Below are 25,848 nucleotides of genomic sequence, written 5' to 3'. Positions count from 1 at the left end.
TTGCAGAAACTGATGGCTCCTTAATTTATCGTTAACTCTCTCCGCAAAGGTAAAAACTATATAAATATTGTAAAAGATGAGGCAGACCGAAGGATTACACCAAAAGCATGATATTTCAGGATTGATAGGTTTTTCTGCACAACGTACCACTATAAAGACTGCCGGTATATTGGGTGTCGATTTCCCTTCGGATATGATACAGACCCTCAATCAATCTAGTACGATAATGATATATGATGAAAATCAAAACAGGGCTACAGGTACTTGGCGCAAAGCTTCGTCTATGGCTTCTGTATTCAGCCGTTTCTCTTATTCGTACGAAGACCGCTATTTGTTATCGGCTAGCTTGCGTACCGATGGTAGTTCGAAATTCGGGAAGAATAATCAGTGGGCGTGGTTTCCGTCTGTTTCTTTAGGATGGCGTGTCTCAGAAGAATCTTTTGTGAAAGATAACGCGAAGTGGATGAGTCAGTTGAAGCTACGTGCTAGTTATGGGGTAACAGGAACTGATAATATAGATTCTTATGCGAATGTCAATCTATTGCAATCTGCAAATTATATTTTAGGCGAAGGCAATGGCTCTGTAGTTACCGGAATCGCAAATAATTCGTCTGTATTAGGAAATTCAGATTTGAGATGGGAACAGACCAACGAATACAATTATGGATTAGACCTGTCTGTACTCAACAACCGGATAGGGCTGACTGTAGATTACTATTATTCGAAGACAAAAAGTTTATTGTTCAAAAGACCGATCAATTCCGTTTCGGGATATCAGGAAAAGTGGACAAACTTAGGACAGGTAAGAAATAAAGGGATTGAAATAGAGTTGACTACTTATAATATCCAAAATAAGAACTTCAAATGGAATACTTCGTTCAATATTTCTGCAAACAAAAACAAAGTGCTCGACCTGGGTGGTCCTTCCGATCTGAAATTTTATGGAGAAAGAAATGAAATGTATGTAACACAAGTCGGTGCTCCGTCTATACAATTCTGGGGATACAAAACCGTTGGGGTGTGGACAAGTGCCGAAGAGGTGAAAGCCAATCCTCATGCCGAAACCGATGCTGCAGGAGGATTGAGAGTTCAGAATACAAACGGGGATAATGTGATAGACGAAAATGATATGGTGGTTTTGGGCGATCCGTTTCCTGACTATACATGGGGGATAACAAATACATTAAGATACAAGGACTTCGATTTTTCTTTCTTGTTCCAGGGGGTACAAGGTGTTGATGTGTGGAATGGAGACGAATACTATAACGAAACCCGTAAATGGAATCGTAATTATGTGACCAATAGGTGGATAAATGCAGAGAATCCAGGCGATGGGAAAACTCCTTATCAAAACAATGGAATAGACCATATGTTTACCGATTACGCCATTCAGGATGCTTCATACATTGCACTCAAAGATATAACGCTTGGTTATACTTTGCCTAAAAAGGTTGCAAAAAAAATAGGCTTATCAGGTCTTAGAGTTTATACATCTATACAAAATCTGAAATATTGGTGGAGTTCTGATTATAAGGGAATCAACCCTGAATCGCGTTATACATCCTCGCCTTATAATGTTCCTTTAGTAGCAGGATATCAGCGGGGAGCATTTCCTATACAAAGAACATTCAGCTTCGGTATTGATTTTAATTTCTAATATAAAAAGTCATGAAAAAAATAATTAAATATATTGCTATCTCCATTTTGATTTTTTCTGTGCAATCTTGTATTGACGAAGATCCGCAAGATCAGATATGGACAGGAGGCTTTTTCAATAATACAGCAGAAGTAAACCAGGCTGTATTGGCTTGTTACAATGGTTTGCAGTCGACCATAAGCGAAGAATGGGCCGTAACGGAAGTTCGTTCCGATAACTCGCGTCACTATGGCATGAACTCTACAACAGCTGATAGCCGCGAATTGTATGGCTTAGATCATTTCAGGCTGTTATCTACACATGTACGGAATAAAGATTATTGGGATGTGGTTTATCATAATATTGCCAACTGTAATACAGTTCTTCAATATCTGGATGTTGTTGCCGACGAAGACCTGAGAAACCAGTTCGAAGCCGAAGCTTTGTTTATCCGCAGCTATCATTATTTCAATCTTGTTCGTTTGTATGGACCATTGTTCCTTGTAACAGAAAGAATAGATATGGACGCGGCCAATAGAGCCGAAAGAAGCTCTGTCAACGATGTCTATACCTTGCTTACCGACGATTTGGAACGGATAGTAAACGACAAGATGCTGCCCACAAAATATAGCTCTGCCGACAAAGGGCGTGTAGATATATGGACGGCAAAAACACTACTAGCAAAGATATATCTTACATTGAACCGCTTGAGCGAAGCCCGTACTCTATTGTTGGATGTAGAAGCAAATAGTGGTTATAGCTTGTTGGAAAATAGCTACGAAGACGTTTTCAGCATTAATAACGAGATGAACAAGGAAATGATGTTTGTGATCCGTTTCAAAGCTGGCGGATATGGGCTGGGCTCTCCGTTTGCAAATTATTTTGCCCCTCAGAATAGCCAGAATGCAGTTGTCAATTCGGGCGGAAACGGCCATAACTGCCCTACTAATGATATAATGAATGCATACGAACCGGAAGATAAACGAAAAGATGTTACAGTACAATGGACATATCTGAATACAGTGGGAGTGAAAGTATATATGTCTTTCGTAAAGAAATACTTATCGCAGGTACAAACAGTAAAAGATGCAGAAAACGACTGGCCGGTCATTCGTTATGCCGATGTTATTTTAATGCTAGCCGAAATAGAAAATGAATTGAGTGGGCCATCAGCTGGGCTTCCGTACCTTAATCAAATAAGAACACGCGCAGGTCTTGATCCACTGGAAAGCACAGATGTATCAAATAAAAACCAATTCCGTTTGGCAGTAGAAAAGGAAAGAAGATTGGAGTTTGCTTTCGAGAATCATCGTTTTTTCGATCTCGTACGTACTGGAAGGCTTATTGAAGTTATGAAAAACCATTACGATACCGAACAATATGCGGATACAGGAAGCGGCGAACTGCGGCCATTTTACGAAGATTCGAAAAACGAATCATATCTTGCACCTGAGTACCGCACATTGCAAAGCTGGCAATTGCTTCTGCCAATTCCGTATTCGGTAATGTCGGTAGCCCCTAATGCTACACAAAACCCAGGTTATTAAATAAATGTAAACAAAGAATATCATGAAAAATATATATATAGTATTTAAAGTCTTAATACTTGCTTTAGGTTTGGCTTTTGTAAGCTGCGACGAAGACCTTGTTTACGATAAAGAAACTGTAAACGACCCGATCGTTACAGATTTCTCTCCCAAGTCGGGGCGAGTGGGAACAGAGATTACAATTATCGGTGAGTATCTGAATAAGATAGATTCGGCATGGATCGGTGGAGAGTTGGCCGAAGTAAAATATCGTATCAGTTCGAACGAGGTGGTAGTAAAAGTAGTGGCGGCCAATAAAACCGGAAAGATTTTATTATCAGGAAGTAACGGGAAGATAGAAACCCCTGAAAACTTTACTTTGTTGTATGCTGTACCTTCTTTATCAGCTTACCCTACAAGCGGTAAGGTTGATAGCGAAATATTTGTCGAAGGTAGCGATATGGATGTAGTTTCAGCTGTATATTTTGGTACTGCAAAGGCTGAAATCGTATCTCAGACAGAGAGTGATATAACAGTAATCGTTCCGTTTTTTCAAGATGCAAAAGTTGATATCATTCTGGAGTATAACACTATTGCAGGCGTAAAACAAACGGGTACAACAGGCACTCCGTTCGAATTGGAATGGATTGTTCCGGTATTGACCACTTATCCGGTAAAAGCCAAAGTAAACGATGAGATAACAATAGAGGGCGAAAACATCGACGCTATACTCGATGTGTATTTTGGTACAGTAAAAGCAGAGATAATATCTCGAGCAGAAACTAGCATTGTCGTTAAAGTTCCATATTTCGACGAAGATAAAGTCGATATCATTGTAGATTACTACACCGCTGCAGGTATAAAACAAACTGGTACTACAGGCACACCTTTCGAACTGGATAGGCTAAGCCCGGTAGTAACTAATGCACCGGCTTCGGGTACTTTATTATCAGCTATAACCCTGACTGGTACAGAACTTACCTTGATAGATGAAGTATGGTTTGGTAGCTATAAAGCGACAATAAAACAGCAAACCGGCAATGAATTGACTGTACTTGTGCCGGAAGACTTTGATACAACGGGCGATGTAGAATTGAAAGCCATCTATAATGGAACCAAAGAGCTGGTTATTAATCCAAGCTTTAGAGTAAAGGCTTTATATTACTGGGAAAATATTACCATATATGCACAAAGCGAAAACACTCCAAACAACTTCTTCAATGCCAAAACTGGAGAAATATACACACCTTGTGCTTATGAAAGCGTGAAAGATAATATATATTTCTTCATTACATGGAGTACAGATAATGCTACTTTCCAATTGAATAATCCGGCTAACAGTTCATCCCAAACAAAGAACTTTAAATGTAATGGCAGTGCGCTTCCTACAGAAACAATGCCGAATGTAGTTAAATTCAGAATATTGAGCTCTAGTGGTAAGCAATTGGAATATAAAAACAAGGTATTGAATAAAGAATTGAGCGAACTCAATCAGCAAATGATTACAAACGATGGAATATTGGCAGCCGGTACTAGCGCTCCTCGTTATAAACAGTCAAAAGATGGCAAAAATATCTATAACATAGGAGATGTGCTTATGTTCCAGTTGTTTGATGGTACAACACCGGAAAAAGTCGGATTCATCGAAATAGTATCAGCCACTGATATTACCTCAGTTACTACAGAATCTTCTCTAACCTTCAACTGCTATTTCCAAAAATAACCATATCATAGTAAGCTATAAAGCACACTCTGCCGGAGTGTGCTTTATCCTCTAAAATAGATAACCATGAGAAAAACAATATTAATAAGTATCCTGCTTATTTTTCAGTTCTCTATATTACTAGCCACTACCTACAAGGTGGGTAATATAGAGGAATACAATACGGCAGTAAAGAAACTTCAGCCGGGCGATTCGGTTGTACTGTCGTCGGGCGTCTGGAAAGATGCGCAACTTGTGTTTTTTGGCGAAGGAACAGAAGCTCAGCCCATAACCCTTACTGTAGAACAGCACGGAAAAACAACACTCGAAGGACAATCCACTTTGCAAATGTACGGGAACCATCTCGTTGTCGATGGTTTGGTCTTTATCAATGGATACGCTCCCGGAAAGGAAGTAATAGAGTTCCGAAAGGGCACTTCCCGCACAGCCAACCATTCCGTTCTTCGCAATTGTGTGATCGACAGGTACAACAAACCTCTCAGGTCGGAACAAGATGCTTGGGTAAACTTGTGGGGACATCGCAATGCGGTAGAAAACTGCTACTTTGGAGGAAAGACCAATCAGGGCGTAACTCTTATCGTTTGGCCAAATGGCGAGGGGCACAACCAAAACTATCACAGGATATACCGCAATTATTTTGCCAAACGGCCTAATCTCGGGTCAAACGGAGGAGAAACCATCCGTATCGGGACAAGCCATGTTTGCGAACAAAACTCAAATACAATAGTAGAAGGCAATTACTTTGAGCATTGCAACGGTGAGGTAGAAATCGTTTCTGTAAAATCATGCGAAAACAGAATTATAGACAATACCTTCTTCGAATGTGAAGGCAGTGTCGTACTCCGTCACGGCAACCGGAACGAAGTCTCTGGAAACTACTTTATCGGCAATATGAAGCCATATACAGGTGGCGTAAGGGTTATCAACGAAGGCCATAAGATATTCAATAACTATTTTTATGCCTTGAGAGGAAAGGATTTCCGTGGGCCGTTAGTTGTTATGAACGGTGTGCCAAATTCGCCGGCTCATCGCTATGTACAGGTCAAAGATGTGGAAATTTCATTCAATACATGGGTCGATTGCGAACTTCCGTGGCAACTCGGAGTAGGCAGTGATGCCGAAAGGACACTCGCACCCGAAGACGTGAAAATATGCAACAACCTTGTCTATTGTCCGCAAGAACCCCTGTTGATAAAGGCATTTGATAAACTTGATGGTATCCGGTTTTCCGACAATCTATTGTATAGCGACAAGGGAAATGAAGTAGGCGAAGGGTTCGTACAAGCAGAAGCTCGTCTGGGCAGAGGGCCGGGAGGAATGCCTTTAGCCTTTACGAAGGCAACTGCGAAGACAGATATACCGTATGTAGCCACAGATATAACAGGGCGCACCCGCAGCCACGATAAATGGATAGGAGCAATGGAAATGAATAGCAGCCAGGCTGCAAAGACACAGGCTTCCAAAGCAAATTGTGGGCCGAAGTGGTACGTGCCGGCTCCGGAAAAGGCAGTAGAGGGCAAAGTAGTGAAAGTGGGTCTTGAGAAAGATGCTTTGGCAAAGGCTATACGCAAATCGAGCCCCGGCGATATCCTCGAATTGCAGGAAGGCGAGTATGTGAACTCCAAGAAAATGGTGATTCCTCATACATTGACTATTCGTGCCGCCAGCGGAGTAGCCCAAAGGCCAGTAGTAAAAGTAGATGCGGAAACAGGGACAGTAATTGTTGTCTTCGAAATAGGTAGTGGGCTTAGGTTCGATCTCGATGGCATTGCCATTGATGGTGGAGTAAAACAAAAGATACCTGCGAAATATGCCTTTACCACCCGGAAAGAAAGTTCCGACTCGTATAGCATCCATATCAACAACTGCGAGATATACGACTTCAAGGATGTAAACGGAGGCTGTATATTCAAGACTTATAAAAACTCTTTTGCCGATTCGTTGAAGGTGACTAATTCTATCTTGCGCGACAGCTACAGAGGCTTTGCCCTGAACGATGAGAAAGATGCAAAAGGGCTTTACAGTGCCGAATATATAATCTTCGAGAACACTGTTTTCAAGAATATAGAGCAATGGGCGTTAGAATTCCTTCGCGGAGGCAATGATGAATCTACATTGGGTGGCAACCTAAGCATCAACCATTGTGTGTTCGATAATGTAAACAATAAGGAGAATCAGGCAATGATACGCCAGACAGGCTTGGTTACCATAACTATTCAAAACAGTATCTTTTGCAATACGCTAGCTAAGATGCCGGTAAAACTTGTTGGTGCATATAACACAATCAGCCATTGTAATATATACGATGCAGGTAAAGTATCTGTATCCGGCGGTGCAAAAATCGGCGGAGGTATGCTGTATTCTAACCCTAAATTCCAGAAGAATACACTGTATAAACTAGGTTCCGATTCCCCGCTGATAGGCAAAGCGAATGATGGAAGTAATATTGGTTTAAATAATTAAGGCTATGAAGAAAATAAAGATTGCTATATTCGTCTTACTGCTCTCGCTGCCATTTGGCATTTTTGCCCAGCAGGTTGCCAGCACAGAACGATTGGAGTATGCTAAGAAGAATATAAAAACTATAACGAACGGAGACAGGGCATTAAAAGCATTGGTACGCAATGCCGACAAACATCTTGAAACAGATATTACGCCTGTAACCGAAAAAAGCATTGTTGCACCTACCGGCGACAAGCACGACTACGTGAGCATGGGGCCATATTGGTGGCCCGATCCATCGAAACCCGACGGATTGCCATACATAAGGAAAGACGGGCAGCGCAATCCTGAGTTGCAAAAGTTGGACAGGAACAAGATAGATGTACTGACAAAAAGCATCAGAGCCCTTTCTTATGCCTATTTTTTTACAGGAGAAGAGAAATACGCAAAGAAGGCGGTTGACAACCTTAAAGTCTGGTTTCTCAATCCGGAAACTAAAATGAACCCGAACCTCAATTATGGGCAAATGATACCCGGACGTAATGGAGGAAAAGGACGTGCCGAAGGGATTATAGACACCTATAGCTTTGTAGAGGTTGTAGATTGCATAAGGATACTCTCGAAGTCGAAAGCGATGAAACCATCCGACTATGACAGTTTCAAGCAATGGTTTTCCGACTTTTTAGATTGGTTGCTTACGAGCGAAATCGGCAAGGACGAATATTCTGCGAAAAACAATCATGGGCTGGCATACGATGTACAAGTGACGGCTTATGCTATCTTCTCGGAGCGTAATGATGTAGCCGATAAGTTTATAAAGGAATTTGCAGCCAACCGTTTGTTTAAGCAGATAGAGCCCGATGGTAGCCAACCGCTCGAATTAGCACGTACTATTGCACTGCACTATTCCATCTTCAATATAGAACATGCTATGGATATGTGCGATCTGGGGAAAGTCAGAGGTGTGAATATTTTTGATAAGAACACCGATGACGGTCGCTCAATAAGCAAGGCTATAGACTATATCAGGGTATATCTCGGTAAGGCAAAAGAAGAATTTCCATACAAGCAAATAAAAGAATGGGATGAGAACCAGAATAAATTGTGCTGGATGCTTCGCCGTTCCACGTTCTTCCATTCCAATCCGGAGTTTGATAAGCTATTCGATCAATATTGCAAAACGAAGGAATCGGATACCAAATGGCTGTTTTATGCAAAATAATAATCTGTAGACTGGATATGAAAAGGGTTACTTCCATATTGTTGCTGACTACCATCCTCTTGTTTGGCTGTAGCGACTCCGATGTTGCACATGCCGATGACAATCCGGGGACAAAGACCGAAGATTACATCTACAATCCGTCTCAGGCAAATGAACTGAAAGCTATACTGAACGGGAAACTGGTGGCAGGCGATATCGTATATTTAGCCGATGGCACTTATAAGGATTTGCAACTAACCTTCACGGGTAAAGGCACAGCATCCAAACCTATTGTATTGAAGGCTAAGAATCCCGGGAAAGTTATATTAACGGGGGCTCTCAATATTAAGATTGGGGGCGAATATCTTGTAGTCGATGGTTTGGTGCTGAAAGACGGACAGGCAGCCAGCGGAAGCGATATTATCGAGTTCCGCTCTTCAAGCTCGAACTTTGCCTCCAATTGCCGGCTTACAAACACAGTGATAGACAACTGCAACCATCCTGACGAAAGTTATAGGACAAGTACCAGCAAGTCGGAAAGGTGGGTGATGCTATACGGGAAGAATAACAGGGTAGACCATTGTTATTTCACCAACAAGGTTAATGGGGGAGTGCTTCTTATGGTGAATATAAGTGCTGAGGGCAGTCGGGTCAATAATCATATTATCGACTATAACTTCTTTAGCAACAGGCCGCTTTTCTCTCCCGGAAACAATGCCGAGATTATCCGCTTGGGCGATTCCTCTACATCGCAGGAGTCGTGCAATACGGTGGTAGAGAACAACTTCTTCAATGCTTGCGACGGCGAGGTAGAGATTATCTCTATAAAGAGTTGCAACAATATAATCCGCAAGAATGTATTCTACGAAAGCCAGGGTAGTGTTGTTTGCCGTCATGGCAACGATAATGTGATAGAAAGCAATGCTTTCATCGGCAACAACATAAAGAATACCGGCGGCGTGCGTATTATCAATCAGGGGCATAAGGTGTATAACAATTACTTTCAAGACCTGCAAGGTACAAGTAGCTATTCGGCTCTGTGCATTATGACGGCTGTATTCGAAAAGCCTACCAGTGCGACAGACAAAGGGCGTGAACCATTGAATGCTTACCACAGGGTAAAGGATGTGGATATATGCTATAATACCTTTGTCAACTGCAAGAATATCGACCTGGGCAAAGTGTCGAGCTATACGTACCCGTCCGACAATCCCTATTTTCCGGGAACAAAGGTTACAGGCACCTTAAAGCCGGAGTGTACTGTTGCTTATAATGTCTTCTATAACCCGTCTTCTAATTCCATCCTGAACAGGATAGGTTCTAATGATGAGTTTATTACCTATGCAGGCAACCTGGTGAAGTTTAAACAGGCTCTTACTCTTGATGGATTTGAAGTCAAAGAACTCGATTTCCAGAAGAATACATCTGGTGCGGGGAAAGGGTTTTATGCCTTGAAGAATACCAGTAATAGTATTTTAAGCGCAACCCAAAATACGATAAGCTTCTCCTATGTTGTCAACGATATCACAGGCTCTACAAGAAGTGGAACAAAAGACTCCGGAGCATATCAATATGCCAACAAAGGCTTATCGTTTACTATAGCACCTCCTTCGAAATGTGGGGTGAGTTGGTATTCAGCACTGACTTCCGAACGTACAATTATAGATAGTAAGACGGTTTTTTAAGATTAGATAGTGTGTTATGATGAGAGGTAACCCGAAAGCCATTGCTTGGTGTTTCGGGTTATTTCTATATGTAACCTACTTTAATTTCCACTCTGCACCGTCCTTACCGTCTTTTATTTCAAATCCGGCCTTTGCCAGTTCGTTGCGGATTTGGTCTGATGTAGCCCAATCTTTATTTTCTTTTGCTTTCTGGCGGATATCGAGTAACAGGTCGATGGCTTTGCCGAAGGCTTCGTAACCGCTGTCGCTGCCGCCTTTTCTCTCATTTTTGATACCTAAAATGCCAAAGAAGAAGGTGTCGAAGATGTCTTTCAACTCATCTTTATCTTCCTGTGTAAGCGTGATATTACCTGCACAAGCCGAATTGATAGCCGAACCAGCTTCGCACAGATGGGCAATAACAATGGCGGAGTTCAGGTCGTCATTCAATGCATCGTAGCATTTTTGCCTTAGTTCCTTTACCTCTATGCACGACACTTCAGATACAGGTATCTTTTCTATCCTGTCGTACGATTCGAATAAACGAGCCAATCCTTTTTCCGATGCTTGCAATGCTTCGTTGCTGAAGTCTACCGTGCTGCGGTAATGGGCTTGCAGTATAAAGAAGCGGATAGTCATAGGCGAATAGACCTGTGCCAGCATTTTGTGGCTGCCTGTGAAAAATTCGTCAAGGGTAATGAAGTTTCCCAGCGATTTTCCCATCTTCTGCCCGCCTACAGTAATCATATTGTTGTGCATCCAGTATTTTACTACCTTATGCTTTTCCATTGCCGTATTCTGGGCAATCTCGCATTCGTGGTGAGGAAACATAAGGTCGAGTCCTCCACCATGTATGTCAAATTCGTTGCCGAGGTACTTGATGCTCATTGTCGAACATTCGATATGCCATCCCGGAAACCCGTCGCTCCACGGCGAAGGCCATCGCATAATATGTTCCGGTGTAGCCTTTTTCCATAGGGCAAAATCCACTTTGCTGCGCTTCTCATCCTGCCCGTCGAGTTCGCGGGTGGTGTTCAGCATCTCTTCTATATTGCGGTGCGAAAGGATTCCGTAGTCGTAATCCTTATTATATTTCTCTACATCGAAATATACAGAGCCATTGCTTTCGTAAGCATACCCGCTTTCCAGTATTGTTTTTATAGCTTCTATCTGTTCGATAATATGTCCGGAGGCATGTGGCTCGATAGATGGTGGCAATACATTGAGCGCATCCATCGCTTTGTGGTAGCGGTTCATGTAGTATTGTACCACTTCCATAGGCTCCAACTGTTCGAGACGGGCTTTCTTTGCAATTTTGTCTTCTCCCTCGTCGGCATCGTTTTCCAGATGGCCCACATCGGTGATGTTTCTTACATAGCGTACTTTATATCCGAGGTGTGTAAGGTATCTGTACAGTAAGTCGAAGGTGATGGCTGGGCGCGCATGTCCCAGATGGCCGTCGCCATATACCGTAGGCCCGCAAACATACATGCCGACATGGGGCGCATGAAGCGGTTCGAATACTTCTTTTTGTCGTGTGAGTGTATTATAAATTGCTAGTTTCTGTTCCATAACAAGGACATATTTTTTTTGAGAACTACAAAAATACAAAAATTATATATCAAATCGTTCAGGAATCTCGTCCATTATATTAAACAACTGCTCCTCTGTGTCTGCCCGTAACATAGCCACACGGGTTTTCTTAAAATCGGGTATTCCTTTAAACAGAGAGCTTGCTGCCAGATGTCGGCGGCTGTGTATAATCCCGCCTCTTTCGCCCGAATGGGCTATGTTTTTCCGTACCATTTCTTTCAGTATATCCAGGTACCAGCGGAAATCTTTTTTTTGTACTCTTTCGCCCGTGTTCAGAAAGTGCTTTACTTCTTCGAAAATCCAGGGGCTACCGATGCTGCCGCGACCTATCATTATGGCATCTACACCCGTTTCGTCGAACCGTTTTTTACATATCTCAGGCGAAGTCACATCCCCATTGCCGATAATCGGTATATGCATGCGCGGATTGTTTTTTACCTCGCCTATCAGAGTCCAATCGGCTTCGCCGGTGTACATCTGGGCGCGTGTCCGTCCGTGTATGGTAAGTGCTTTTATTCCTGTATCTTGTAAACGTTCGGCCAGATCGACTATTATCCTTGAGTCGTTATCCCACCCCAAACGGGTTTTCACTGTAACCGGTATATTCACGGCCTTGACGATGGCAGTGGTAATATCCACCATCAGGTCGGGGGTTTTCAGCATGCCCGAGCCTGCCCCTTTTCCGGCAACCTTTTTTACGGGGCATCCGAAATTAATATCCAGTATATCGGGTTGAGCTTCTTCGCATATCTTTGCCGCTTCTACCATCGCGTCTACATCCCTGCCATATATTTGTATGGCGACAGGGCGTTCTTCATCGCTTATCGTGAGTTTTGCCTTTGTCTTATTGACATGGCGGATAAGGGCGTCGCTCGATACAAATTCGGTATATACCATATCTGCCCCGAATTGCTTGCAAAGCAACCGGAACCCCATATCTGTGACATCCTCCATCGGGGCGAGGAATGTGGGGTATGCCGGAAAATTTATATTGCCTATTTTCATTTCAATTAATATTCTTTGCTTGTTGAAAAAAGTAACAAAGGTAACACCTTTTAGCTATTTTCTTAATGTTACTTTTTCCATTCTCTTAAGATTGGCATATCGGCACATCATCCTATTGGCACATTAAAATTATATAGATAAACTTTCTTGCTATTTATCCGTATAAATAACATCTTGATAAATCGGTTTATCTGACAGGTAGTTCAAAATGCCTGCTGTCTTTCTTGTCCAGTCCGGTTATTTCTATGTCTATCTTGTCCTTACCTACTTTACACATCACGTATGTCTTATTCCCGTTGACTACGATCGGGAAATTGGCCTCGCTGTTCGGTTCATGGTACGAAAAACGATGTGTATGCCCCGAAAACATAACATCTATATTTGCCCTGTTGAGAATCGGCATAAATGTTTGTTGCAGATGGTGATTGCCGTGCCAGTCGCCTACGGGTGGCGGAATATGTAGAAAAACGATACGTGTTTTTGCACTCTTAAATTCTTCGGTTTCTACACATTTTGCCAGCCATCTGGCTTCCTCTTCCCTATATCTGTCGTAGTCGGCAAGGCCATAGTATTCGATGTCGCTGTCGGGCTTGTCTTCTCCACAGTCTAATACAAGAAAACAGGTTGACCCGACGCTGAACATCTGGTAAAATTCCCCGTTCCGTGTAGGGAAATAACGGATCAGTTCGTCGGCAAAAACACCTCTGGTTTCATGGTTTCCCCTGGTATATACAATTGGGGTTTCGGAGGCATATAGTTCTACCGATGCGTCTATATACTCATCAAACAACTGCTCTTCACTTTCTGCAAAAGTAGACATGTCGCCATTCATGGCAACAAAATCCAAGGCCTTAAAATCTATATCCTTACAAAGCTCTTTCATAAAATCGGATTTGCCGTGTATATCATTCAATACTAAGAATGATGCATTGGCTGTTTCTTTAGCAAAAGTGGTAAATTCCAGAGGTTTCTTTGAATAAACATTCGTAGAAGCAACACTCCCGTAAATGGCTCTGTTGCCGGCCTTTCTCTCCGTTACTTCTTTCGAAAATATACGGTAACGGTATTTGGTTCCGTCTTCCAGGCCGGAAATCCTTATCCGGTGCAATGTTTGGTTCGCCCGTTTGCGGCCTGCTGCTGTATCAAAGTATTTTGGGTGTTCTTTCTGGTAAAAACTCTCCGTGCCTTCGGGCGCAATTTCGACCCATGATAGAGCCGGCTTATCGGTTGTCCATACTATTGTAACACCGTCTGTATCCATGTCGCACAGGTAAGGGCCGTGAGTGATCTTGATTTGTGAAAAAATGGTGGATGCAAATAATAATAAAGTGATTAAGCCGGAAATTTTTTTCATCGTCATTGAGGTTAATTGATTAGAAAGTTTTACTTCCTATCAGTGCATAATCTTAAAAATCAGTTCTTTCAGTAATTCTCCATCAGGAACAGACGCATTGTCTACCCCTTTTCCCTTGGCATCGTATATACGCAACAGGCTGATAATCTCCATGCATTTAAATGCATTGTAGTTGCGGATTGCAATTGTGTAATCCTTTGCCATATATGGGTTGCGCAAGCCGAGTTCGGCAGCCAACCCCTGTTCTGTTTTGTTCTTTGCCCAATAGCAAATCATCAGGTTGCTGAAGAAATTGAACAGTACCACCAATGTCACTATCATCGGGTTGTTCTTCGGATTCTTTTCGAAGTAGTCGGCTATCTGGTTGGCCTTGAATATATTCTTTTCAACTATGGCTTTCAATAGCTCATAGTTGTTGAAGTCTTTGCTGATACCGATATTCTCTTCTATTATCTCAGCCGTTATCTGTCGGTGCGATGGCGGCAAGGCTATCAGTAGCTTGCTTGCCTCATTCGATACTTTGCTCAGGTCGTTGCCCAGATAGTCGGCAAGCATCTGCGACGATTTCTGGTCTATCGAGAGCCCTTTGCCTTGTACGTATTGGGCTATAAACCCTGCCATCTTATAGTCAGGTATCTTTTTCGACTCGAATACTACCCCGCGCTTGTCTATCTCAGCATAGAGTTTCTTCCGCTTATCCAGCGTGTTGTTCTTGTAGTTGAGGATCAATATAGTCGAGTTGAGCGGATTTTTGGCATATACCTCCAGTTCTTCTATTTTGCTCAGGTTTTGCGCCTCTTTTACTATCACTACCTGATGGTCTGCCATCATGGGGAAGCTGCGGGCAAGGGCTACCACCGAAGGCACATCCGTTTCGTTGCCATACAGTACGGTTTGGTTGAAGTCGCGCTCTTCTTCCGGCAATATGGTGTTGGAGAGCAGGTCTGTCAGTTCGTTTATAAAATAAGGCTCGTCGCCCATAAACAGGTATATAGGCCTGAACTTGCGCGCTTGTATCTCCGATTTTATTTGTTCAAATGTCATATTCATTCAAAGCGCAGGTGTTTTACGGTTTGTCCGTTGTTGATAAGCGTGGTCAAAGCCTCTATACCTATCATAACGTGTTCGTTTACAAAATTTTTGGTAACCAGGTTGTCGCTTTTTTCTGTTTTCACTCCATCCGATATCATTGGTTGGTCGGATACCAGAAGCAGTGCCCCGGTAGGGATCTGGTTGGCAAAACCGCAGGTAAAGAGAGTTGCAGTTTCCATGTCTACGGCCATTGTCCTTATTTTGAGAAGGTATTCTTTGAAATAGTCGTCGTGCTCCCATACACGGCGGTTTGTGGTATATACTGTTCCTGTCCAGTAATCGCGGTTGTGGTTGCGGATGGTGGACGAAACCGACCGCAGCAGGCTAAATGCCGGTAGCGACGGCACTTCGGGCGGAAAGTAGTCGTTCGATGTACCTTCGCCACGTATAGCGGCTATGGGCAATATGTAGTCGCCCACGTTGTTGTGCTTTTTTATCCCTCCGCATTTGCCCAGGAATAGAACGGCTTCGGGCTCTATCGCGCTCAGCAAGTCCATTATAGTAGCTGCATTGGCACTTCCCATCCCGAAGTTTATGATTGTAATACCGTTGGCAGAAGCATTCGGCATATTGCCGTCCAGACCCAGTATCGGCACGTTGAAGTGGTTGGCAAACACTTCTACATACTTGGCAAAGTTGGTGAGTAATATATGCTTGTTGAATTGCTCCAGCGGCCTTTTTGTATAGCGCGGAAGCCAATTTTCTACTATTTCTTGTTTGGTTTTCATATTAGCTTTACTTTTGTTTCAGAGTTTGTTTAAATTTAAAACAAGCGGTACGGCCTATTGTTGCCAGGCCATTAACAAAGTTAGTAAATGTTGGACTTAAACCTGCCCCCTTTCGATATAAAAGTGAAAAAAACAGGCAAACTCTATTCTGTTTTCGATCCTTTGCGGCGTAAGTATGTTGCACTTACTCCCGAAGAATGGGTGCGCCAGCATTTTGTCAATTATCTGACTGCTACTAAAGATTATCCGTCTTCATTAATGGCCAATGAGATACAAATCAATCTCAACAACCAGAAAAGGCGCTGCGATACGGTTATTTACGACAAAGGCCTCAATCCTGTCGTAATTGTCGAGTACAAATCGCCCGATGTGCATATTACGCAAGAAGTGTTCGACCAGATTGTGAGGTACAACATCGTATTGAAGGTCAAATACCTTATCGTTTCCAACGGGTTGAGCCATTATTGCTGCCGCATGAACTACGAAACCCAATCGTTTGACTACCTGCCCGAAATACCGTCCTACCTTTCGCTGTAAAGATAATTGAAATGGAACTTGATGGATAGCTTCATTTGCCCTTCGATGAGCAGATGGTAATATCAAGCGGGTTCTTACATTAAAAATGTTTAAGAGCCGCTTCCCTTTTGTAAATAATGTTGCCGTAATGTGCAATTTTGATACTATCTTTGTAGTTCTATTTGGCAGTAGCAATTAAGGTGTGCTTGTTATCCGTCTCCGGACAATTGATCCGGTGCTGCCATAAAAGTGAGTTGATGGTATATATCATTATAAAAGGTTTATTTATTGGTTTTCTATCTTCAGCCCCTATGGGTCCTGTGGGTATGTTGTGCATACAGCGTACACTAAACGACGGGCGCAACCACGGGCTGATGACAGGACTGGGTGCGGTGGCAGGCGATATGCTGATAGCCCTTCTGGCTGTAGTTGCTGCTCTTGGGCTGGGATTCAATAATGAAATGATACAACGCCACGAAGGCCCACTCAAGGTTATCGGCAGTATCGTGCTGATCGCTTTCGGTTATATCGTCTTCAATAAAAACCCATCGAGAAACCTTGCCAAGCTGAAAGAAAAGGCGTCTTCTTACTGGAGGGTCTTTGTATCTTCGCTGATCCTCACCATTTCCAATATTGCCACTCTCTTCCTGTACATTGCCCTCTTTGCCCGCTTCAATGTGATAGATCCTACAAAGCATTTCGGTTACGACCTTCTTACCATTATTTTCATTGGGGTAGGGGCTATGCTTTGGTGGTTGCTGGTTACTTATTTTGTCAATAAGCTACGCTCGCGTTTCAATCCTCGCGGCCTGCGTATATTCAACCAGATAATAGGGCTTCTTCTTATCGGGCTCGGTGTTGCCGGTATCATTACCGGAACCCTGATGGGCATAGAGATATTCTAGCCTTTTCTCATTATTTCAGTTCTATCGTAATGCCGTAATGGCGGCTCATCAGTTCACCCGAAAACGGGTCTTCGCCATGTATGTATGTTCCTCCGTCGAACCGCTCAAATTCGCATGACGTTTTCCCTGTATCTTTAGCCTCCTTTATCAATGCCTCCCTTTCGTCGATGATGTTTCGGTAGATACTTATTTCCTTATATGCCACATAAATGGTGGAGAAGAAGCAAAGCAGCCCGACCATTATTATTGCACTCCGTATATTCTTTACCAGCCTGCTTTTTGCTCCTGTGTTGTATATCAGTATGCCGGCACCGATGATAATATAAGAAACTGCCCCGAACAATGCCCTGCGCGGAAAGCTTGGCGATAGCATCATTACATATACGGCTGTAAGGAAGGCTATGGCGTATATTGCCGACAAGGAATAGCCCTCTTCTTTTACGTCTTTTTCGCCATAGTGGCGGAAGAATATATAGCCGGCAGCCGCTACCAATACACATGGCCCGCAATAACGGAAAATCATCAGTGTGCAGTTGAATATGCGGAATGCTATTGTCATGAGATTGAGAGAGCTTTCTCCTGCACGCTCAAAATTTCCCGGTGCGAGTATCATTATCAGGTAGCCGATAAAGAAGGCTGCAAGCCCGGAGAATGCCCATAATGGTAGCTTCCATTCTTTATATTTGTAATAAAACAGGAACAAAACACCTACAACCAGTGCTGCTGCTGCGGTATTCTCATTTGTCCATCCGGCGACAATTCCACCAATGAATAGGGTAGGGGACAGTATGATGGACATAACTGTCGTAGTTTTCCCTCCATTATAGAGGCGATAAGGTAGTAAGAATAGCAATACCAATAATGTACCCCACAGGTAATTGGCAGACCCCGTGATCCAAAGCACCGTATCGCTCAACACGGGTTGCAGAAACCATACGGCCAGGTTGACAAGGATAAACAGGTTGAGGCTGTTCTTACCACGCCCTTTTACATGCAGGTAGATAAGCCATATGTAAGCCATATAGACTGCCGCATTCAGCAGGTCGGCAACATAGGAAGGTAACAAAAGTAACACTTGTGCAATGAAATGGACAACACTGCGCCCTCCCCACATATAATAGTGGTTTATCTGCGAGGTTACGATATCGGATAGGGATGATATCCGCCCCTCCTCACCATAGATATACAGATAGGCAAAATCGTCGGATATCAGGGGGGTAAGTATATTCAGGAACAACAGAGCCAAAAAGAAAAAAGTAACAACGGATACCCAAAGAATCGTTTTGCTCGTTTTGCTACTGTTCGCCGAATAGATAACCTCTTCTATCCTATGCCCACTGTTTCCGGCAAGGAGTTGCATTTTTTTTATGATGTTTATTATTCTATTCATATGTTATCTGGCTATTCATTCGAGAAAAAGTAACAAAGGTAACAGGATTTACGTTGTTTTTCACTGTTACATTTTTTATCCATATATTCCTTTATCAAACACTGTCATCAATAGTGAAGGATCTCTTTTATCAAGAGGGCTGAGGCTTCGTTGCCTCAGCATGACAGCAACTACAAAAAGTAACAAAGGTAACGCTTCTTAGCCGTTTTTTTATTGTTACTTTTTCCATCCCCAGGGCAAACGCATGAAAAAAAATGATACTCCAGTTTTGACTACTGTAGGGGCGAATTATCATTCGCCCGCAGATTTTTTTCTATTTCGGGCGAATGATAATTGACTCCGTCGATTTTCAATTCGCCCTACAAAGCTCAGAGTTGAGTTTGGATAAATTTCATGCGTTTGCCTTTTTTCCATCCCAGGGGGGATTTAGGGGGCTGTCTTTCTATAGATAAACTCCTTTACTATAAATACAAAATTACGATAAAAAACAAAAGCAGCAAGGTATTGCCTTACTGCTTTCGGGATGAAGTGTATTTGGATTGTTTAGAATTCTGCGTTGTTTGGCGTACGCGGGAAAGGAATCACATCGCGGATATTGGTCATACCTGTGATAAATAATATCAGGCGTTCGAATCCTAACCCAAACCCGGCGTGAGGAGCTGTGCCGAAACGGCGTGTTTCCATATACCACCAGATAGGATCGGTATTCATATTCAGTTCCTTTGTACGTTGAACCAATTTGTCGTAATCGGCTTCACGTTCCGAACCTCCTATTATTTCGCCGATCTTAGGGAATAGCACATCCATACCGCGCACGGTTTTTCCATCCTCATTCTGTTTCATATAGAACGACTTGATCTCCTTCGGATAATCGGTGAGTATGACAGGGCGTTTGAAGTGGTTCTCTACCAGATAGCGTTCGTGTTCCGATTGCAGGTCTGCACCCCAGTAAACCGGATATTCGAATTTCTGCCCGCTTTTTTCCAGTATTTCCACACCTTCGGTATAGGTGAGGCGTACAAAATCGTTTGCGACAACAGCGTTCAACCTGTCGAGAAGTTCTTTATCGAAATGCTCGCAGAGGAATTCAATATCATCCTTGCAATACTCTAACGCATAGCGGATCAGGTATTTGAGGAAGTCTTCCGCCAGATCCATATTGTCGTGGATATCATAGAAAGCCATTTCGGGTTCTATCATCCAAAATTCGGCTAAGTGGCGTGGGGTGTTTGAGTTTTCGGCACGGAAAGTAGGGCCGAATGTGTAAATAGCTCCCAAGGCCATTGCTCCCAATTCGCCTTCCAGCTGTCCCGATACGGTCAGGTTGGTAGCACCACCAAAGAAGTCCTTGCTGTAATCCACTTCCCCGGTTTCGGTACGCGGCACATTGTTCAGGTCGAGCGTGGTTGCCTGAAACATAGAACCTGCACCTTCGGCGTCGGATGCGGTGATGATAGGCGTGTGGAAATAGTAAAAGCCATTGTCGTTGAAATACTTATGTATGGCATATGCCATATGGTGACGTATACGGAATACGGCTCCGAATGTATTTGTGCGTGGACGCAGGTAGGCTATTTCCCTCAAAAACTCAAGGGAGTGTCCTTTCTTTTGCAATGGGTATGTTTCGGGGTCGGCAGTGCCGTACACTTCTATGCTATCGGCTTGTATTTCTGCGTTTTGTCCTTTGCCTTGCGATTCTACCAGTGTGCCAACGACATGGATACAAGCTCCCGTGGTAATCGGCTTGAAAAAATCGATGCCGAATTTCTCTACATCTGCCACTATCTGAAGATTATGCACTGTAGAACCATCGTTGATATGTATGAAATTTACATATTTATTGCCACGGATAGTGCGTACCCATCCTTTAACATCTACTGTAGACCCGAATTTCGGAGCCTTGAAAACATCTGCAATTTTAGTTCTACGAATTTTCTCCATTTTGGTAATCTTCTTCTTATTATTGTTTAACGAATTAAAGAAAGCAAAGATAATATAATCCTGTTAAATACAGGGCAAACGCATGAATATATCTGAACCCAATTCTGAACTTTGTGGGGGCGAATTGAAAATCGACGGAGTCAATTCGCCCCTACAGTAATATTCTTTTCCATGCCTTTAGAAATAAAAAAGAGCAAACGTTCAGCTTGCTCTTTTCCTGTTTATTCGAATGCTCCCATACGAAGCATATTTACTTCTTTTTCTGTCAGATAACGCCATTTGCCTCTCGGTATGTTCTTCTTGGTAAGTCCGGCAAAGTAAACGCGGTCGAGCTTCATTACCTGATAGCCCAACTTTTCGAATATGCGGCGCACGATGCGGTTGCGTCCCGAGTGAATCTCTATGCCTACTACGTTGAGCATATCTTCCGATTGGTAAGCTATGGAATCGGCATGTATTTCGCCGTCGTCAAGTTCTATACCGTCGGCTATAGATTGCATATCTTCGATGGTTACATCGCGGTCGAGGGTCACCTGGTATATTTTTTTCTTCTTAAATTTAGGGTGCATCAGTTTCGATGCTAGGTCGCCATCGTTGGTGAGCAGCAACACTCCTGTTGTGTTCCTGTCGAGGCGTCCTACGGGGTAGATGCGTTCAGGACAGGCATTTTTTACAAGATCCATTACCGTAAGGCGGTTTTGCGGATCGTCGGAAGTTGTTACGCAATTTTTTGGCTTGTTCAGCAATACATACAGTTTGCTTTCGAGTTGTACCGGCTTATCCTGGAATGTAACCAGGTCGCCACGGGTAACTTTTGCCCCCAATTGGTCTACTACTACACCATTTACTTTTACTACTCCCGATGTGATGTAAGCATCGGCTTCGCGGCGTGAACAAACTCCTGCATTGGCCAGATATTTGTTCAGGCGTAAAGGTGTGCTTGGATCTATATTTTCTTTATATTTTACGGGTTTTACCAACCTTTTAGGTCCATCCATTGGCCGGCCGGTACCCATTGGGCGTTGCGGCCTTCTGTCGCCACCGCCGCCATAGTTGCTTCTGCCGTAATTGCTTCCTCCGCCTCTGTTGCTAGAGTAGCCACCACCTCTATTGTCGGAATATCCCCCGCCTCTGTTGTCGGAGTATCCCCCGCTTCTGTTGTTAGAGTATCCTCCACCTCTGTTGTTGGAGTATCCACCGCCTCTGTTATTCGAATATCCACCTTCTCTGTTGTTGGAGTATCCTCCCCGGTCGTTTGAATAACCACCTCTGTTGCCGGAGTAACCTCCACCCCTGTTGTCGGAGTTGTAAGGCCTTCTGTCTCCATCGTTCCTGTCTCCACCTTCGGGTCTGTATGGCCTTCTTTCTCTTGGTTGGTCTCCATCGGGTGCATTATAGGCCTGTTTCCGCAAGTCTCCTACGCGAGTACGTTTTTTTCTTAATGGTTCTCCTCCATTGTTGTTGTCTGATGATGAATAGCCATCCCGGCTTTCCTGATCATTACCTTTGTCTGTAATCATTTTTTTGCTCTTTTAAAAGTAAAAAATATAGTGTTTATAATTTTTGCAACCTCTCGGTTGCCACTTGGTTAAACCCCTGTATAAGTATGGGGTGTTATTTTTCGTAATTCTTCTTTCACGGATTCGTTTACGTCCAACCCGTCGATAAAACGGGAGATGGAATCTGCCGTAATAGCTTCGTTGGTGCGCGTAAGTGCTTTCAGGGCTTCGTATGGCTTGGGATATCCTTCGCGTCGCAAGATGGTCTGGATACCTTCGGCTACTACTGCCCAGCAATTTTCTAAATCCTCGTGTATTTCCTCCTTGTTTATCAGTAATTTATTCAATCCTTTCAGTGTGCTTTGTATGGCTATAACAATATGCCCTACAGGAACACCTATATTCCTGAGTACGGTAGAGTCGGTAAGGTCGCGTTGCAGGCGCGAAACCGGAAGCTTCGATGCCAGATGTTCCAGTATGGCATTGGCTATGCCCAGGTTGCCTTCTGCATTTTCGAAGTCTATCGGGTTCACTTTGTGAGGCATTGCCGACGAACCTATTTCTCCTTCTTTTATTTTTTGCTTGAAATACTCCATCGAGATATATTGCCAGAAATCGCGATTGAGGTCTATCATTATCGTGTCGATACGTTTGAGTGCATCGAATGTGGCGGCTATGGTGTCGTAGTTGGATATCTGGGTAGTCCATTGTTCCCTTACCAGTCCCAGTTTTTCATATACAAACTTGTCGCCGAATGCTTTCCAGTCTATTTGCGGATAGGCTATTTTGTGCGCATTGTAGTTTCCTGTTGCCCCGCCAAATTTAGCGGAGGATGGAATATTCTTCACTACTTCGAGCTGCTTTTCGAGGCGGTATGCAAACACCATGATTTCTTTTCCTAACCGTGTAGGCGATGCCGGTTGCCCGTGTGTCTTTGCAAGCATGGGAATGTCTTTCCATTCTTCTGCCTGTGCTTTCAGCTTCGCAACGAGTTCCTCCATCATAGGGAGGTAGACTTCTTTCAGCGCATCCTTTAGCGAAAGCGGGATGGATGTATTGTTTATATCTTGCGATGTAAGGCCGAAGTGTATAAATTCTTTATATGCATCGAGCCCCAGTTCTTCAAATTTCTCTTTTATGAAATATTCTACTGCTTTTACGTCGTGGTTGGTCACCTTCTCGGTTTCTTTTATGCGCATGGCGTCTTCTTCCGAAAAATTGGAGACAATATCCCGAAGTTTTGAAAAAACAGTTTTGTCTATACTTTCCAGTTGTGGCAACGGCAATTCGCATAGGGCAATGAAATACTCTATTTCTACCAGTACCCGGTATTTTATAAGTGCATATTCCGAAAAGTAATTAGCCAGCTGTTCTGTTTTACTACGATAACGTCCATCTATCGGCGAGATGGAAGTTAAGGGTGTTAGTACCATTGTGAAACGATTTGTTTTTGTGTTTTTATTGAATAATTATTTCCTTTCGATATCTCTATTTACTCGTCTGTAACCTGTCTTGCAAAGATATAACAAATATTATTGTAACTCTGTTCTTTGCCGGGTCAAAAAAGTGTTTTTTAGTATATTTTCATCTTTTTCTTTTTCAGAAATGAGAATCCTTATATTCCGAGCATATCTTTGGCATTTTGTATGGCGGCTTCGGTCACCTGCGCCCCGCTTAGCATACGCGCTATTTCTTCGAGCCGCTGCGTATTGCTGAGTTGTACCAGGTGCGTGGTGGTCGATGTATCGTCGTCCGACTTATATACTTTGTAATGGGCTTTGCCTTTAGCGGCAATTTGCGGAAGGTGTGTGATGGCAATGACTTGCATCTTTTGCCCGAAATCGTTCATTACTTGCCCCATCTTGTCGGCTATTTCGCCCGAAACTCCTGTATCTATCTCGTCGAATATGATTGTCGGCAGGGCTGTGGCTCCTGCTATCATCGACTTGAGGCAAAGCATCAGCCGCGAAACTTCACCGCCCGAAGCAATGTTTGCTACAGGCTGCAACGGGGCGTTTTTGTTTGCCGAAAACAGGAACAGGATATTGTCTGCGCCATAAGGGTTCATTTCTACTTCCTGTGTAACCTTGCATTCGAAGCGCACATTGGGCATCCCTAGGTAGGCAACTTTGTTTTGCAATTCTTTTTCGAATCCGGAAGATATGCCTGTGCGCTTTTTGCTAAGGCTTTTTGCCAGATCCAACGCTTTTTTGTTTTTCTCTTTTACTTCTTTTTCCAGCTTTTCTACTTGTTCGTCCGACGAGTCTATGTTTTCGAGTTGCAAAGATATTTCCTTGAATAGTCTAATCAATTCGTTTACGGATGATACACGGTGTTTCTTCTGCAACGAATAGATGAGGTCGAGGCGCGATTCTATAAAAGCCAGCCTTTCGGGATTAAATTCCACATCGTTTGCTAGCCGTTCTACTTCGGCAGACATGTCTTTGAGGTCTATATAGGCATTTTCCAGCCGTTGAGCAAAACCATCGGCTTTGTTATAAACTTTCGATAAGGCAGCCGATGTGTTGAGGCTCTCTTTCAGTTCGGTTACGATGCCCTTGTCGTCGTCCGACAAAAGCGAATGGATTTTATATAGCGATGATTTTATATCTTCGGCATGGTTGAGTGTTTCCAGTTCGGCTTCCAGTTCTTCCTGCTCTCCTTCGTTTAGTTTGGCTTCTTGTAATGCCTGATGCTGAAAGCGCAGGTAATCTTCTTCTTCCTTGCTTTTCTTTATCGACTCGCGAAGTTCCGAAAGTGCTTTTTCTGCCGTTTTATATTCTCTAAATGCTTTCTGGTATTGGGTCAGCAGGTCTTTGTTGCCAGCCAATGCGTCTACTACCTGCATCTGGAAACGGGTGTCGTTCAGCATGAGGTTTTGGTGTTGCGAATGTATGTCTATCAGTTGCCCGCCCAGTTCTTTGAGGTCGGTGAGCGAAACGGGCGAGTCGTTGATAAATGCCCGCGACTTGCCTGTGGATAGTATTTCGCGCCTGAGTATGTAGCTGCTGGGGTCGTATTCTATGCCCTTTTCTTCGCAAAAGGCTTGCAGGTCGTATGCCGACACGTCGAAAGCGCCTTCGATTACACATTTGCTTTCGCCTTGCTTTATAGCCTTGATGTCGGCACGCTGTCCGAGTATGAGCGAGAGCGCACCTAATATGATGGATTTTCCGGCTCCGGTTTCGCCTGTTATTACAGAAAAACCTTGTGTGAAATCTATTTCAAGGCTGTCGATGAGCGCATAGTTTTTTATGTAGAGCGATTTTAGCATATTTGTGTTTACTTCCTCTATTTTACGGGTGTACAGTATTGTTTAGAGCCTGTTTAAATTTTAACGAAAATATTTCTTATAGGTTCTTCAGTATAGCTCTTAGCAACTTTTTTATGCTCTTTTTAGCGTATTTTTTTACATTTTACTCTCGGTTTAGCCCGCTAAACCAGCAAGAAAAACGCCTAAAATCCATCTAAAAATAGCTATAAAAAAGATTTGCTATAAAATTTAAACAGGCTCTTACATCATAGCAAATGTACGAAATTTCTCGATTGAGAGGGCATTATTTTTACTGATTTTTTATTTGCCAGAGTGGCTAATAGTTACTCAGTGCAAACGCATGAAATTTATCCGAACTC

18 protein-coding genes are annotated in these 25,848 nt (G+C 43.2%); 8 read left to right on the top strand and 10 right to left on the bottom strand.

Annotated elements, in window-relative coordinates:
• Positions 1-76: 76 nt before the first annotated feature.
• From D0T57_RS01800 to D0T57_RS01775, 6 genes are all read left to right on the top strand, one after another.
• On the top strand, positions 77-1,657 hold the full coding sequence (locus tag D0T57_RS01800; RefSeq protein WP_163270254.1) for a SusC/RagA family TonB-linked outer membrane protein: 1,581 nt from the start codon (positions 77-79) through the stop codon (positions 1,655-1,657).
• 11 nt (positions 1,658-1,668) lie between these two features.
• On the top strand, positions 1,669-3,183 hold the full coding sequence (locus D0T57_RS01795; protein ID WP_163270251.1) for a RagB/SusD family nutrient uptake outer membrane protein: 1,515 nt from the start codon (positions 1,669-1,671) through the stop codon (positions 3,181-3,183).
• Positions 3,184-3,205: 22 nt separating this feature from the next.
• Positions 3,206-4,885, top strand: coding sequence for an IPT/TIG domain-containing protein (locus tag D0T57_RS01790; RefSeq protein ID WP_163270249.1), 1,680 nt, complete (start codon positions 3,206-3,208; stop codon positions 4,883-4,885).
• A 66-nt stretch (positions 4,886-4,951) separates the two neighbouring features.
• Positions 4,952-7,348, top strand: a complete 2,397-nt coding sequence (locus D0T57_RS01785; RefSeq protein ID WP_163270246.1) for a polysaccharide lyase 6 family protein — start codon at positions 4,952-4,954, stop codon at positions 7,346-7,348.
• 4 nt (positions 7,349-7,352) lie between these two features.
• Positions 7,353-8,549: an alginate lyase family protein gene (locus tag D0T57_RS01780; protein ID WP_163270244.1), complete on the top strand. Its 1,197-nt coding sequence runs from the start codon at positions 7,353-7,355 to the stop codon at positions 8,547-8,549.
• Between the two features lie 17 nt (positions 8,550-8,566).
• A complete protein-coding gene (locus D0T57_RS01775; protein ID WP_163270241.1) occupies positions 8,567-10,213 on the top strand; it encodes a polysaccharide lyase 6 family protein in 1,647 nt (548 codons plus the stop codon).
• 75 nt (positions 10,214-10,288) lie between these two features.
• On the opposite strand, the gene cysS is transcribed toward D0T57_RS01775, so the two are convergent.
• The 5 genes from cysS to D0T57_RS01750 all read right to left on the bottom strand — a co-directional run bounded on the left by cysS (position 10,289) and on the right by D0T57_RS01750 (position 15,964).
• The gene (gene cysS, locus D0T57_RS01770; protein WP_163270238.1) at positions 10,289-11,764 is read right to left on the bottom strand and encodes a cysteine--tRNA ligase; all 1,476 of its coding nucleotides are present in this window, start codon (positions 11,762-11,764) and stop codon (positions 10,289-10,291) included.
• A gap of 42 nt (positions 11,765-11,806) precedes the next feature.
• Positions 11,807-12,790, bottom strand: coding sequence for a tRNA dihydrouridine synthase DusB (gene dusB / locus D0T57_RS01765; RefSeq protein WP_163270236.1), 984 nt, complete (start codon positions 12,788-12,790; stop codon positions 11,807-11,809).
• A gap of 187 nt (positions 12,791-12,977) precedes the next feature.
• Positions 12,978-14,144, bottom strand: coding sequence for a metallophosphoesterase (locus tag D0T57_RS01760; protein WP_163270234.1), 1,167 nt, complete (start codon positions 14,142-14,144; stop codon positions 12,978-12,980).
• 39 nt (positions 14,145-14,183) lie between these two features.
• Positions 14,184-15,188, bottom strand: a complete 1,005-nt coding sequence (gene holA / locus D0T57_RS01755) for a DNA polymerase III subunit delta (RefSeq protein WP_163270231.1) — start codon at positions 15,186-15,188, stop codon at positions 14,184-14,186.
• Positions 15,189-15,190: 2 nt separating this feature from the next.
• Positions 15,191-15,964, bottom strand: coding sequence for an AMP nucleosidase (locus D0T57_RS01750; protein ID WP_163270228.1), 774 nt, complete (start codon positions 15,962-15,964; stop codon positions 15,191-15,193).
• A gap of 87 nt (positions 15,965-16,051) precedes the next feature.
• Here D0T57_RS01750 and D0T57_RS01745 point away from each other — a divergent pair, with 87 nt between their 5' ends.
• Positions 16,052-16,501: a type I restriction enzyme HsdR N-terminal domain-containing protein gene (locus tag D0T57_RS01745; RefSeq protein ID WP_163270226.1), complete on the top strand. Its 450-nt coding sequence runs from the start codon at positions 16,052-16,054 to the stop codon at positions 16,499-16,501.
• Between the two features lie 236 nt (positions 16,502-16,737).
• A complete protein-coding gene (locus tag D0T57_RS01740; RefSeq protein WP_163270223.1) occupies positions 16,738-17,385 on the top strand; it encodes a LysE family translocator in 648 nt (215 codons plus the stop codon).
• 10 nt (positions 17,386-17,395) lie between these two features.
• Here the strand turns inward: D0T57_RS01740 and D0T57_RS01735 are convergent, their stop codons facing one another.
• The 5 genes from D0T57_RS01735 to recN form a co-directional block, all read right to left on the bottom strand.
• Positions 17,396-18,775: a DUF6056 family protein gene (locus D0T57_RS01735; RefSeq protein ID WP_163270220.1), complete on the bottom strand. Its 1,380-nt coding sequence runs from the start codon at positions 18,773-18,775 to the stop codon at positions 17,396-17,398.
• Positions 18,776-19,318: 543 nt separating this feature from the next.
• Positions 19,319-20,716 (bottom strand): asparagine--tRNA ligase, encoded by a 1,398-nt coding sequence (asnS, locus tag D0T57_RS01730; protein WP_163270218.1) that lies wholly within the window; start codon positions 20,714-20,716, stop codon positions 19,319-19,321.
• Positions 20,717-20,937: 221 nt separating this feature from the next.
• Positions 20,938-22,236 (bottom strand): pseudouridine synthase, encoded by a 1,299-nt coding sequence (locus tag D0T57_RS01725; protein ID WP_163270216.1) that lies wholly within the window; start codon positions 22,234-22,236, stop codon positions 20,938-20,940.
• Positions 22,237-22,304: 68 nt separating this feature from the next.
• Complete coding sequence (purB, locus tag D0T57_RS01720) at positions 22,305-23,648, bottom strand: adenylosuccinate lyase (protein ID WP_163270214.1); 1,344 nt, start codon at positions 23,646-23,648, stop codon at positions 22,305-22,307.
• A 182-nt stretch (positions 23,649-23,830) separates the two neighbouring features.
• Positions 23,831-25,489 (bottom strand): DNA repair protein RecN, encoded by a 1,659-nt coding sequence (recN, locus tag D0T57_RS01715; protein WP_163270213.1) that lies wholly within the window; start codon positions 25,487-25,489, stop codon positions 23,831-23,833.
• Positions 25,490-25,848: the final 359 nt, after the last annotated feature.

Origin of the sequence: Dysgonomonas sp. 511, from assembly GCF_010501105.1 — a bacterium.
GTDB lineage: Bacteria > Bacteroidota > Bacteroidia > Bacteroidales > Dysgonomonadaceae > Dysgonomonas.
This window is presented reverse-complemented; position numbering and strand designations above follow the sequence as displayed.